The organism is Ligilactobacillus sp. Marseille-Q7487, from assembly GCF_949152225.1.
Classification (GTDB): domain Bacteria; phylum Bacillota; class Bacilli; order Lactobacillales; family Lactobacillaceae; genus Ligilactobacillus.
In genome coordinates, this window is sequence record NZ_CASCJC010000001.1 from 1,060,634 (window position 1) to 1,073,358 (window position 12,725).

The following is a 12,725-nucleotide window of genomic DNA, read 5'->3' on the forward strand; positions in this document are numbered from 1 at the left end:
AGTCAACTTTTTCAATCAACTATCACAAAATGACAAGTCTGTCTGATTTACTTTATCCATTTTGATTATATCATAAATTCCCCTTTTAGATTGTTCTTCTAACCTAAAAAAATTAATTATTCTGCAAATAAATCCTTGATAAATCAACTTTTTAAGCTGCCAAGTTATTTTACTTTACAGAAAATTCTTGCAATCAGAGACTATCTATGATAATTTTATTTAGTGAGTAAGCGAGAAATTGCTTTGAATATGAAAGCAAGGGAGGATAACAATAATGGCAAAAGATTTTGTAACAGGTCGTAAAACAACTTTTGGTAATAAGCGTTCCCACGCTTTAAACCAAACAAAACGTACATGGAAACCAAATTTACAAAAGGTGCGCATCTTAGTTGATGGTAAGCCTAAAAAAGTTTGGGTTTCAACACGTGCATTGAAATCTGGTAAAGTTACTCGCGTTTAATAACGTTAAAAAAGCCAGGCGGAAAATCTTCCGTCTGGCTTTTTTAGTAATCTTATCACGATAAGACAACCATACTTTTTTAATCTTTACTTTGAATCACCGCTACTACACCACTATCAAAACTAAAATTAACATTTGAACTAACAAATTCATTGCTAGATAATGAATTTGGTACATTAAAATTTGTTGGTTCTAGAGTATATTTAGCATCTTTTATTGCTAAAGCTTGAACCTTAGTTAATGGAACAAATGCTAAATATTTCATTTCAGCTACTTTAGTAATACAATGCTTTCCTGGTAAATAAAAGCGCACTTCATTATAGCGATCTTTTAACACGATTTTAGGAGCATGCTCTTTAAATTCTGGTTTTAAAACCAAAAAAAGATTGGCCAAAAATTGATCTAATCTCGCACCGGTTGCTCCATAAACATTAATTTGGTTGAAACTAAAACTTGCAATGCTATACCGTAATGCCATTTCTGTATCAGTAATATCATCTTTGAGCGGATCAACCACACTTTGTTGACTATTGGCTAAAACCATATCCAATTGTTCTTTAGTTGCAGTATCAAAATCACCTACAGCTAATGCTGGTTTAATCCCATGTTTAACCAGTTCAACTGCACCAAGGTCTGCTCCAACCCAAATTTCATCTTTAGTAGTAGCTAAGATGTGTTCAAAATCAACTGGCCAGTCTCTTTTGGGACCTCCAACTAATAAATTAATCTCTTTCATAACTTTTAAGTGTTTGAATCCTTTGCTTTGGATCTTTTGCATCAAAAATATATGAGCCAGCAACTAAAACATCCGCCCCTGCATTTAAAGCTTTAGGTGCCGTTTGCTCATTAATACCGCCATCAACTTCAATATCAAAGTTTAAGCCTTTTTCTTTTCTTATCTTGGCAAGCTCACTAACTTTAGTTAAGGTTGACTCTAAAAATTTTTGACCACCAAAACCAGGATCAACTGTCATAACTAAAACTTGATCAACAAGTGGTAAGACTTCACTAAGAACACTCACAGGTGTTCCTGGGTTAATCACAACTTCTGCTTTTTTACCTAAATCTTTAATTTTACCTAAAACTCGATGAATATGAGCTGTTGCTTCAATGTGTACTCCAATAATATCTGCGCCTGCATTTGCCAACGTCACCAAATATTTTTCTGGTTCATCCACCATTAAATGACAATCAAAAACTAAATCAAAGTGTTCTCTTAACGCACTAACAACAATTGGTCCAAATGACAAATTATCAACGAAGTGACCATCCATAATATCAATATGCAAATATCGTGCTCCTGCTTGTTGAACTTTAGCTACATCAGCTTGAAGATTAGTAAAATCGGCACTTAAAATTGATGGTGCAATTTTCATTTATATCGACTCCTTTTACTTGTATCTTGGTCTTTTATTAGCAATCATTTCTTGAAATTGTAAATAATTATCGTATCTACTTTGCAAAATTTCACCTGCTAAAACAGCCTCTTTTACTGCACATTTAGGTTCATTAATATGCAAACATCCTCTAAATTTGCATCCTGATTGATACGCGACAAAATCAGGATAATATAATGGTAATTCCTCTTTTTGAATCTCTAAAATATCGAAAGATGAAAAACCTGGGGTATCTGCAATCAAATTATCTCCCACCTTTAACAAAGTTACCTTTCTTGTCGTATGTTTTCCGCGACTTAAGGCTTTAGAGATTTCGCCAGTTTCTAATTGTAATGTTGGTTTTATCCGATTTAGCAACGTTGATTTGCCCGCACCTGTTTGTCCCATGACAATCATGACCTCATCTTGGCGTTTAGCCAGTATTTCCTCTAAATCTACCAAATTGGCTTGTGTAGTCAAACAACAAGCATAATACTTTTGATAATAGTCAATGATTGCTTGCATTTCTTTTAATTCCTTTGCATTTAATAAATCTGCTTTAGAAAAACAAAGAATCGGCTCAATATCGTTGATTGCTAACATCACCAATTGTCGGTCAAGCAAATTACTAGAAAAATTTGGTTCTACACATGCACTAACCACTAAAGCGGTGTCTACATTTGCAACCGGTGGCCTAACCAAGGTGTTTTTACGTGGATAAATCTTTAAAATATAGCCTTCTTGTTGGTTTTGTGCCTTAAAATCAACCCAATCTCCAACTAAAGGCGCTTGCTTTTTTGCGCGAAAATTACCACGTGCCCGCGTCCGATACTCTAAACCATCTTGCGCTAAAATATCATAGTAACCACTTAAAGATTGCATAATTTGTCCTTTTACCAAATTATCTACCTACCCTTCTTCGTTTTAAGTTTACTAAATTCTCTTTGATATTACCAGTTTTAATTTGATATAAAAGTAATCGCCTATTGGCTTTAAAAACAAAAAGAAAGTCTATGAAAAGTTTTTTCGTAGACTTTCTTTTTATACTTATTACAATTTTGACATTTTTAAAACTAATTTTGCTTCTTTTGCACTTGAAACTTTCAAAATAAAATTTTTGACAAAATTCTGTCTCGTATGCATTTAGTTTTTCACATTATCATTTTGCGCTACTAACTGTCCATCGCGATAGATTTTATACTTACCAGCTTTGTTTCCTTCTAAAACAAATGGAATTGTTATCGATGTATCATTAGTAATATCAAAACTTTGATAAACGTTACTTAAGCTATGATCTTTATCTTCGATATAAACTTGTATCTTATTGCTTGTTTGGTTAGCAGTTGGTTGGAATGGTACATTAACACTAATTGTAAAGCTTGTATAAGAATCTTGATCATCTTGATCTTCTTTGGCTGGATCTTTACCTTGTGAAATTGTAACAGTTAATGTATCACCTTCACTAATATCAGAACCAGCACTTGGTTGTTGAGTAATCACCATATCATTTGCAACCGTATCATTGTATTCTTTGTTGATTTGTAGTTTTAATCCCAAATCACTAGCATAATCTTGTACACTCTTTAAAGTGTAGTTAGTCAAATCACGTAACGAATAACTTTCATTTCCTTTACTTACAACAAAAGTAACCGTAGTAGATGATAAGACCACTTTTTTGGATGATTTAACACTTTGTTCGATAATCTCGTCTTTGGCATATTCATCAGAATAAGATTCTTTTTTACGAACCGTTACCCCTTGTTTTTCAAGTCGGCTTTTAACATCTGCGTAAACTTGCCCGCGATAATCACCAAAAGCTTGCTTTTGTGGTCCACTTGAAACTACCATGTCGATACTTGCACCTTCACGTACTTCTGTATTGGCACTTGGCGTTGTCTTAATTACATGGTCTTTAGCAATTTTATCGTCGTTTGTATACGTTATTTCTCCAATTTCTAGCTTAGCTTTCATCAACTTTTGCTTAGCTTGTTGCTCAGTTAAACCAGCAACATCAGGTAAAGTCGTATTTTGTGGAGTTGAAAATAGTACATATCCGATAAACAAAATTATTGCTAATAATATCAACCCAATCGTAGTAAATGCAATTTTCTTCTTTTTACTCCATTTTTTCTTAGGTTTAGACTTTTTGTCATTGACTTTTTTTGTGACTTTTTTACTTGTTTGTTTTACCTTGTCATCTTCATCTTCCATTGTTGTAGTTGGCTTTTCGTTAACAATTTGTTTAGGATCAATTCTTGGCAAAATTTGTGTTTCTTGATCAACTTCACTGTGCGGTTGCCACCGTGGCTCATTTTGTCTATCAGGTTGAAGTGCAGTTCGTAAATCTACTGCCATTTCACCAGCACTTTTATAACGGTCTGTTAACTTTTTAGCAGTTGCATGTAAAACGACATTTTCCAAAGGTTGTGGAATATCTGCAACAAATTCACGTACAGAAGGCATTTGTGCATTATAATGTTTTAATGCAATGGAAACTGCTGTTTGTCCCTCAAACGGTACATGTCCTGTCAATAGTTCAAACAAAATGATTCCTAAAGAATAAATATCAGATTGGCTCGTTATGATGCTTCCTCTGGCTTGTTCAGGCGAAATATAATGCACAGATCCTAGCATTGTATTAGTCTTTGTAATAGTCGATTGAGCAGCTGCAATTGCGATACCAAAATCTGTTATCTTAACATTTCCTTGCTCATCTAACAAAATATTTTGAGGTTTTAAATCACGATGAATAATTCCATTGGCATGTGCTTCACTGACAGCATTTAAAATCTGTTCCATGATTTCAATGACACGTTGATATGGGATAGGACTACATTGTTCGATATATTCTTTAAGATTCATCCCTTTGACATATTCCATTACCAGATATTGTAAGCTATTTTCCTCGCCAATATCATAGATGCTAACAATGTGAGGGTTAGTTAATTCGACAAGCGACATTGCTTCACCTTGGAAACGCCGAATTGCTGCTTGATCATCGCTTAAATCTAATCGTAACAATTTAACTGCTACATTACGCTGCAAAATCAAATCTCGTGCTTCATAGACATTGGCCATTCCGCCTTCGCCTAAACTTCTTATGATTTGATATCGTCCATTTAGAATATATCCTTCTCTCACGCAGTAACCTCCTTGTCTAATCTACAAAGCAACACCGTAATATTATCCAATCCCCCAGCTTGATTTGCTTGTCTAACTAATTCCTTTGCTTTAGCTTCTAATGGAGTATCAGAACTTAAAATGGTGGAAATTTCTTGATCATCAACCATATTAGTCAAGCCATCAGTACACAACAATAAAATGTCTTGAGCTTGACCTTCTAGAAACTTAATATCTAAATGCGCCTTTTCATCAACACCTAACGTACGCATAATTAAATTTTTATTAGGATGTGTCTTGGCTTCTTCTTTACTGATTTCACCTCGTTTAACTAACTCATTTACAAAAGAATGATCTTCCGTCAATTGCGTAATTTGATTATCCCGCAACAAGTAGCAACGACTATCACCTAAATTAGCCACGATAATTTCATCTGGCAAAATTAAAGCTCCCACTAAAGTTGTTGCCATTCCTGTCAAATCTTGATTTTGGCTTGCTTGTAACAAAAGATCTTGATTCTCGATTTCTGTTTGTTTTTCTAACCAAACTGTCGCTTGACTCGTCGTTTCAAAGTCAGTCTTTTCAAATTTCTCACCTAGATGACTAACCGCATTTTTAGATGCAATTTCTCCAGCTTGATAAGCTCCTAAACCATCAGCAACAAGTGCCAAGGCCAAACCTTTTTGATTGATAAAATAACCACAACTGTCCTCATTTTTGGTTCGCTTTTGACCAATATCACTTTGATATACAAATTCCACCATTACACCTCATTTCCGCTTGCGCAAAGTCGCAATAAAGAAACCATCAGTCATATAATCATCTGGATAAATAGTCAATCCTAATTGCGTACGCTCTTGTTTCAGATTATACCGTGTTTTCGTCTTAATTTGTTCAAAATCTGGGCGTTGCGTTAAAAATTCTGTCACAACGGATTGATTTTCCGTATTCAAAATCGTACATGTACTGTAAGTTAATGTTCCACCAGGCTTTAATGTATCTGCAACTGCTAGTAAAATTTCAACTTGGATACGATGTAAATTTTGCGAATCTGCTAAACTTTTAGCATATTTTATTTCAGGTTTGCGTCTTAACAACCCCAAACCTGAACATGGTGCATCGACTAAAATCTTATCAAATTTATTTGCTTGAAAATATTGATTGCTCTGACGTGCATCTAATTTTAGTCCTTTAACTTTATTTGATACCCCTTGTCTACGTGCATTTTGTTCAATCAAACCTACCTTGTGTTGATGGATGTCTAACGCAACGACATAGCCATCTATCAATTGAGTCGCAATTTGGATAGTTTTTCCTCCTGGAGCCGCACACGCATCTAGTACTATATCATTAGGCTTAACTTCTAATGCTTCGACCGCTAACATTGCACTTTCATCTTGAACAGTAATAAGTCCTTGTTTAAAAGCTTCACTTTGAGGAGCAAAACCACCTTTTATTCTTAATGCTTGTGGGGTAACCGGACTTTCTTGCCAACTTAAATTATCCTTATCTAATTGTACTAAAATTTCTTTTTTAGCATGATTAGCATTTAATCTGACACTTTGCAGTGGATTTTGATTAATACTTAGCAAAATTTTAGTAGTTTTTTCTTGTCCTACTTCTTGCCAGAGCTCTTCAACAAGCCATAAAGGTGTACTTGTTTCAATGCTTAGTCGTTGTTTAACCGCTAATTTATCAAAACTTGGTAACCCTTGCCGATCAATAGCATGTAAGATACCTGTAACCAATTTGCGAATCCCACCATGTCCTTTAACCTTTGCTATTTCAATTGTTTCATTGAATATAGCCCGTTTAGGAATCTTATCTAAGAATTCCATCTGATACAAAGCACTCAATAATAGTTGTTTTACCCAAGGTTCTAGTTTTTGTGGCTTAGCAATAAAAGGAGTTAACCAATATTCTAACGTTAGTTTATGCTGCAAAACACCATAAACCAATGTTGTTAATAAATTAGCATCTTTTTTAGTTAAATTTTTTTGTTGTAAAATCTGATTTAAACCTAAATTAGAATACGTTCCTTGTTTTTCAATACGCGTTAATAACTCTATTGCCAAAAAACGTGGTGTTTGTTTTATGTTATTTGTCATCTGTAATAATTACCTGTCCTAATTTTATCCCTTGACCAACACCATTTAAATAATCGCTAATTTTTAGACGTGGCTTACCAGCTGGTTGCAATTCTTTAATACAATAAACAGTTCCTTGAGCCGCAGCAATTTTTAGTTCGTGTTTACTTATACCGACTACTGTTCCTGCTGGTTTATCCGTTTGTTGTACTAAAGGTTCAACATCCCATATTTTAGTACGCTTTTGATTCATTTGTGCAAAATAAGCACCTGGAGCTGGCCGTAACGCCCGTACTTGCCAATCGATTTGTTGCGCTGTTTGTGTCAAGTGCAAAACTTCTTCATGCGGCTTAATTGTTGGCGAAAAGACAACTTCTTGTTCATTTTGCTTAATGGGTGTAACTGTTTGATCTATCAATTTAGGTAAGGTTTTTAATAACAAGTCACGCCCAACGATACTCATCTTAGCAAAGATACTCCCTGTATCATCATCTTTTGTTATTGGCAATACTTCTTGAGAAATAATATCGCCAGCATCCATTTGTTTTACCATGTACATGATAGTAACACCTGTTTGTTGATCACCATTCATAATAGCATATTGAACCGGTGCTCCACCACGATACTTAGGTAAGAGCGAACCATGAACATTAATTGCAGCTATTTGAGCTGCATTTAATACTTGAGTTGGTAAAAATTGGCCAAATGCTGCTGTAATAATAAAATCTGGTTGTAAAGCAATGATTTCAGCCATCTCTTGACTACCACTTAATTTTTCTGGTTGTAACACCTTAATTTCATGTTTTAAAGCAACTTGCTTTACCGGAGAAGCCGTTAAAACTTTTTTTCTTCCAACTCTTCTATCTGGCTGAGTAACAACGGCTTTAACCTCATAACCTTGTGCAATGATTCCTTCCAAAATAGGTGCCGCAAATTGTGGCGTTCCCATAAATATAACTGATTTCATTAGTTCACTTCCCTTAAATCAAATAAAATTCAAAGGATTACGATCAATAGTTAATTGTAATCCTTGGCGTTGTTTTCCTTGACTAGCAATCAACAACTCTTGTAAATAATTTTCTAATTGTGGTTCATTTTTATACTTAATCACTATTTGATAATAATAACGATTATTAATACGTGTAATTGGCTTAGGTGTTGGTCCTAAAATTTTTGCACTAGAACTTAAATATGATTGCAATTCATTCTTTAAACGATATAGCTCGCGTGCTACCGTTGCTTCATCTTTATCACTAGCAGTTATTTTAATTGTATAATAATATGGCGGATATCCTCCACGATGACGCATGTTCATCTCAAGTGCAAAAAATCTTTCATAATTTTGTGTTTTAGCCAATGAAATTGCGTAATTTTGTGGATTGAAGGTTTGAATCAAAACTTCTCCTTTTTTAGTTGCTCGTCCAGCACGTCCACTAACTTGTGTCAATAATTGAAAAGTCTTTTCATTTGCTCTAAAATCCGGAAACGCTAAAGTTGTATCAGCATTTAATACTCCTACCAAAGTAACATCAGGAAAATCTAATCCCTTAGCAATCATTTGTGTACCCAATAAAATATCTGCTTTTTTTGCACTAAATTCTTCTAATAATTGTTCATGAGCACCTTTTTTCCTTGTAGTATCAACATCCATCCGTAAAATATTAGCATTAGGTAACAATTTTTGCAATTCTTGTTCTATTTTTTGAGTCCCTGTGCCATAACACCTAATCTTTTTCCCTTGACAACTTGGACAAGTTTTTAAAAAGGCCTGCTCATGGCCACAATAATGGCAACGTAAACTATTTGTATCCAGATGATACGTCAATGAAATATCACAATTAGGACAACGTAAAACTAAACCACAATCATGACACATTGCAAAAACAGAATGCCCTCGTCTATTTAATAATAATACAGCTTGTTCCTTTTTAGATATCCTATCTTTTAACGCTTCTAGTAATTCTTGAGAAATATCGGGTGTAGGTGCATATTTAGCAACTTTACGCATATCAATCAATTTGACTTCAGGTAATGTTTGGCCGTTGGCACGTTGATTCAAGCGCAACCAACAATAGACACCTTTTTGAGCACGGGCACGTGATTCAAGGCTAGGAGTCGCACTTCCCAGCACCAATGGACATTGTTGATATTTAGAACGCCACAAAGCCACATCACGCGTATGGTAACGAGGCATATCTTCTTGCTTATAGCTACTTTCATGTTCTTCATCCATTATGATTAAGCCTAAATCTTCTAAAGGTGCAAAAACCGCTGAGCGTGCTCCTACAACCACTTTAGCTTCCTTGCGCTTAATCCTACGCCATTCATCATATTTTTCGCCATCAGATAAACCACTGTGCAACACCGCAACATCTTGTCCAAACCGACTCTTTACTCTTCTTACCATCTGTGGCGTTAACGAAATTTCTGGCACTAACATCAAAGCGGTTTTATTTAACTTCAAAGCTTGCGCGATGCTTTGCAAATAAACCTCAGTCTTGCCACTTCCTGTAACACCTTGCAATAAAAAAGTCGTTGCTTTTTTAGCAATTATATCGTGCGTTATTTTTTCTAAAGCTATGGCTTGCTCGGAATTTAAACACAATGGTTGCGAAGATTGAATCTCTTTTTGATAGGGATCACGATAATGTTCAATTTTTTGGCGTGTCAACCAACCCTTTTGTAAAGCTATTTTAAAATCTTGATTGTCTAACTCAAAAATATTTGCTAAATCTTTTTGCAAACCATTTTCACCTTTTTTAGCTAGCTGTAATAAACAATTCAATAAACGCTGCTGGCGCTTGGCGTTTTTAGGGATTTTTTGCAATAATTCTTGATATTGTTTATCGCTTAAAGTTGGATAAATCACCTGTTGATATTTAGCCTTAACTTTATCTTTAACATGATAAACTACTTCTATTTGTTGTTGCTTAATTAGTACTTCTAATTTAGAAAATAATTTATCATCTAAGTCATTAGTTAAAAAAACTTCTTGTTGCTTTCCAAAAAATTGTTCAATTTCTGTATCAAAAGCATTATTAGTCAAACGACGCACACTTTTTTGATAACTAGCACGTAATGCATTAGGCAACATTACTTGTAAACAGCTAATCATAAAAGCAAAAGTTTGTTGACTCATCCATTGAGCTAACTGTAAGAATTCAGGTCCCAATACGGGCTGCAAGTCTTGAAGCCCTTCAATTTCTTTTAGCTTTACGTTATCTGGATTTTCTTTTGTTAGTCCCACAACAAAACCTTGAATTTGGCGTTTACCAAATGGAACAACTACACGCATTCCCTCAGCTATCTTAGTTTGAAGCGTTGACGGAATTGCGTATGTATATGCTTGATTTGTCTGTCTGCTAGGGACATCAACAATTACTTGGGCATAGCGTTCGATAATTTTTCGCCTCTTTCTTGTCTCAATGCTATAATTTCATCAAAAATCCATTCTGCTATTTGCCTTTTAGAAGCCTTGGGTAACGGTTTAGGCTGACGCTTTGGGGTTAATAAAGTTACTTCATTATCTTTCGTCCCAAATCCAATATCTGTACGTGCAACATCATTTGCCACTAACATATCTAAATTTTTAGCTATGAGCTTCTTTCCACCATTAGCCAATACATCTTGCGTTTCCGCTGCAAATCCTACCAAAAATTGGCTCTTTTTTTGTTGGCCAAGCTTCTTTAAAATATCCGGATTTTTCACCAATTCTAATGTTAAGGTTGGCGTATCTTTTTTAATTTTTTCTGTTGCTGGTTCTTTTACACGATAATCTGACACAGCCGCTGCCATGATTGCAATATCAGCATCAACAAATTCAGCTTGCATAATATTTTGCATTTGCGTAGTATTCTTAATCGCATGATATTTGATACCTACAGGAACTTGTAAGTTACTTGGTCCAGAAACTAAGACAACCTCTGCTCCACGTCTTTTAGCAACTTCTGCTAAAGCGTACCCCATCTTACCACTAGAAAAATTTGTTAAATATCTAACCGGATCTATTTTTTCAATTGTACCAGCTGCCGAAACAACTACTTTTAATCCTTTCAAATCTTGTTTAACTGCCATTTGTTGACTAATCCATGAAAAAATCTCCTCAGGCTGTGGCATCCGACCTTTTCCATCATATCCTTCTGCCAAAAAACCATATGCTGGTTCCATGATTTTTACCCCATCATCTTTGAGAACAGCTATATTTCTACTAGTTGCCGGATTAGATAACATCTTATCATTCATTGCAGGAATCACAAACTTAGGGGCTGCCGTTGCTAGCAATGCAGTGCTGACAAAATCATCTGCCAATCCATTTGCCATTTTGGCAATTATATTAGCGCTAGCAGGAACAACTACTGCTAAATCACTCCAGTCTGCTAAACTTATATGTGGCACAAAATCAGTTTGCCCAGGCATCTCAAAATCGGTATAAACTGGATTTTGACTCAAAGCTGCTAGCGTTAACGGTGTAATCATTTTTTGTGCACTAGCCGTCATTGCAACTTTAACATTTGCTTTGGCTTTAACAAATTCTCTGACGACATTAACCGCTTTATAGCAAGCAATTCCACCTGTTAAATAGATTGCAACATTTTTATTTTCCACAAGTTTTCCTCCCAAAACGATAATCATCGTTTATATTGTATCAATTTTATCTCAAAGAAAAAAGAGCCTAGGCTCAACGCTAGACTCCTCACAAATTTTATTAATCTTCTTGAATCTTAAGCTTTCCAGCTTCAACTTCTTCTAATGCACGTCCAACGTTTTTAACTGAAGTATATTCTGTTAACATTGGATCTTTTTGCATATCAAGTTCATGGGCACGCTTAGCTGCTAACATTACCAATGAGTAACGTGAGTTTACATGCTCTAACAACTTATCAACAGATGGATATAAAATCACTTTAAAACATCTCCTAACTGTTTTTTATAATCTGGTAAAAATCTCTTCACGCGCCAACGTTCTGCCCGAATAATCGTCTTGATTTTTTCCGTGGCCTTGATAACTTCATCGTTAACAACTGCATAATCATAGTTTTGCATCATTTCGATTTCTTCAACAGCTGTCTGCATTCTCTTATTAATCGTATCCAAATCATCGGTACCACGATTAATAATGCGCTGCCGCAATTCCATCAAGTCTGGTGGAGTCAAAAAGATAAATAACCCATCAGGCACTTTTTCTCTAACTTGCATCGCACCTTTGACTTCAATTTCTAAGAAGACATCCTTACCATTATCTAACATCTCATTAACGTATTTTAACGGTGTTCCATAGTAATTGTCAACATATTGAGCATATTCTAGCATGCCACCTTGCGCTATTTCTTGTTCGAATTCCTCTTTCGAAACAAAATAATAATCCTTCCCATTCACTTCACCCGGTCGCATATCTCTAGTAGTCATTGAGACTGAATAGTCAAAATTATTCCCTGGTTGTGAAAAAATCTCTTTTCTAACAGTGCCTTTTCCTACACCTGAAGGCCCTGATAGTACAATCAACATTCCTCTTTTAGCCATGCCACAATAGCTCCTCATAATATAGTGTTATCTACTATAATGCACTGAATAGACAAATTTTTCAAGTAATTATCGAACAAAAAAACTAAAAAATTAATATGAAAGTTATAAAAAGATTTTAATTATTCCATTTAGCCAGTTTTTCAGAATATTTTAAAATAA

Annotated in this window: 12 protein-coding genes; 1 reads left to right on the plus strand and 11 read right to left on the minus strand. The window is 34.9% G+C overall.

The genetic code is table 11. From position 1 onward, the window contains the following. Positions 1–274 precede the first annotated feature (274 nt). Complete coding sequence (rpmB, locus tag QM017_RS05245) at positions 275–460, plus strand: 50S ribosomal protein L28 (RefSeq protein ID WP_178196517.1); 186 nt, start codon at positions 275–277, stop codon at positions 458–460. A 79-nt stretch (positions 461–539) separates the two neighbouring features. On the opposite strand, the gene QM017_RS05250 is transcribed toward rpmB, so the two are convergent. The 11 genes from QM017_RS05250 to gmk form a co-directional block, all read right to left on the minus strand. Continuing rightward, positions 540–1,196 carry a thiamine diphosphokinase gene (locus tag QM017_RS05250; protein WP_282709070.1) on the minus strand — a complete coding sequence of 219 codons (657 nt, stop codon included), beginning with the start codon at positions 1,194–1,196 and terminating at the stop codon, positions 540–542. Next, positions 1,183–1,836: a ribulose-phosphate 3-epimerase gene (gene rpe, locus QM017_RS05255; protein WP_178196513.1), complete on the minus strand. Its 654-nt coding sequence runs from the start codon at positions 1,834–1,836 to the stop codon at positions 1,183–1,185. Before rpe ends, QM017_RS05250 begins: the two co-directional genes overlap by 14 nt. 15 nt (positions 1,837–1,851) lie before the next feature. Beyond that, entirely contained in the window at positions 1,852–2,736 is an 885-nt protein-coding gene (gene rsgA / locus QM017_RS05260; protein WP_282709071.1) for a ribosome small subunit-dependent GTPase A, read from the minus strand. A 243-nt stretch (positions 2,737–2,979) separates the two neighbouring features. After that, positions 2,980–4,977 (minus strand): Stk1 family PASTA domain-containing Ser/Thr kinase, encoded by a 1,998-nt coding sequence (gene pknB, locus QM017_RS05265; protein WP_282709072.1) that lies wholly within the window; start codon positions 4,975–4,977, stop codon positions 2,980–2,982. After that, positions 4,974–5,717: a Stp1/IreP family PP2C-type Ser/Thr phosphatase gene (locus QM017_RS05270; RefSeq protein WP_178196634.1), complete on the minus strand. Its 744-nt coding sequence runs from the start codon at positions 5,715–5,717 to the stop codon at positions 4,974–4,976. Before QM017_RS05270 ends, pknB begins: the two co-directional genes overlap by 4 nt. A 9-nt stretch (positions 5,718–5,726) precedes the next feature. Then, positions 5,727–7,064 (minus strand): 16S rRNA (cytosine(967)-C(5))-methyltransferase RsmB, encoded by a 1,338-nt coding sequence (rsmB, locus tag QM017_RS05275; RefSeq protein ID WP_178196510.1) that lies wholly within the window; start codon positions 7,062–7,064, stop codon positions 5,727–5,729. Then, positions 7,054–8,010, minus strand: coding sequence for a methionyl-tRNA formyltransferase (gene fmt, locus QM017_RS05280; RefSeq protein ID WP_178196508.1), 957 nt, complete (start codon positions 8,008–8,010; stop codon positions 7,054–7,056). The genes rsmB and fmt overlap by 11 nt, the downstream gene beginning before the upstream one ends. A gap of 18 nt (positions 8,011–8,028) precedes the next feature. Further along, the gene (gene priA / locus QM017_RS05285) at positions 8,029–10,443 is read right to left on the minus strand and encodes a primosomal protein N' (RefSeq protein ID WP_282709566.1); all 2,415 of its coding nucleotides are present in this window, start codon (positions 10,441–10,443) and stop codon (positions 8,029–8,031) included. Continuing rightward, entirely contained in the window at positions 10,422–11,648 is a 1,227-nt protein-coding gene (gene coaBC, locus QM017_RS05290) for a bifunctional phosphopantothenoylcysteine decarboxylase/phosphopantothenate--cysteine ligase CoaBC (RefSeq protein WP_282709073.1), read from the minus strand. The genes priA and coaBC overlap by 22 nt, the downstream gene beginning before the upstream one ends. A 100-nt stretch (positions 11,649–11,748) precedes the next feature. Then, complete coding sequence (rpoZ, locus tag QM017_RS05295) at positions 11,749–11,946, minus strand: DNA-directed RNA polymerase subunit omega (protein ID WP_178196504.1); 198 nt, start codon at positions 11,944–11,946, stop codon at positions 11,749–11,751. Further along, on the minus strand, positions 11,943–12,563 hold the full coding sequence (gmk, locus tag QM017_RS05300; protein ID WP_178196502.1) for a guanylate kinase: 621 nt from the start codon (positions 12,561–12,563) through the stop codon (positions 11,943–11,945). The genes rpoZ and gmk overlap by 4 nt, the downstream gene beginning before the upstream one ends. Positions 12,564–12,725 lie beyond the last annotated feature (162 nt).

Coding starts and splice junctions, on each gene's coding strand:
- fmt (WP_178196508.1), bottom strand. CDS start 8,010: ATGAAATCAGTTATATTTATGGGAACGCCACAATTTGCGGCACCTATT.
- rsmB (WP_178196510.1), bottom strand. CDS start 7,064: ATGACAAATAACATAAAACAAACACCACGTTTTTTGGCAATAGAGTTA.
- rpe (WP_178196513.1), bottom strand. CDS start 1,836: ATGAAAATTGCACCATCAATTTTAAGTGCCGATTTTACTAATCTTCAA.
- QM017_RS05250 (WP_282709070.1), bottom strand. CDS start 1,196: ATGAAAGAGATTAATTTATTAGTTGGAGGTCCCAAAAGAGACTGGCCA.
- rpmB (WP_178196517.1), top strand. CDS start 275: ATGGCAAAAGATTTTGTAACAGGTCGTAAAACAACTTTTGGTAATAAG.
- gmk (WP_178196502.1), bottom strand. CDS start 12,563: ATGGCTAAAAGAGGAATGTTGATTGTACTATCAGGGCCTTCAGGTGTA.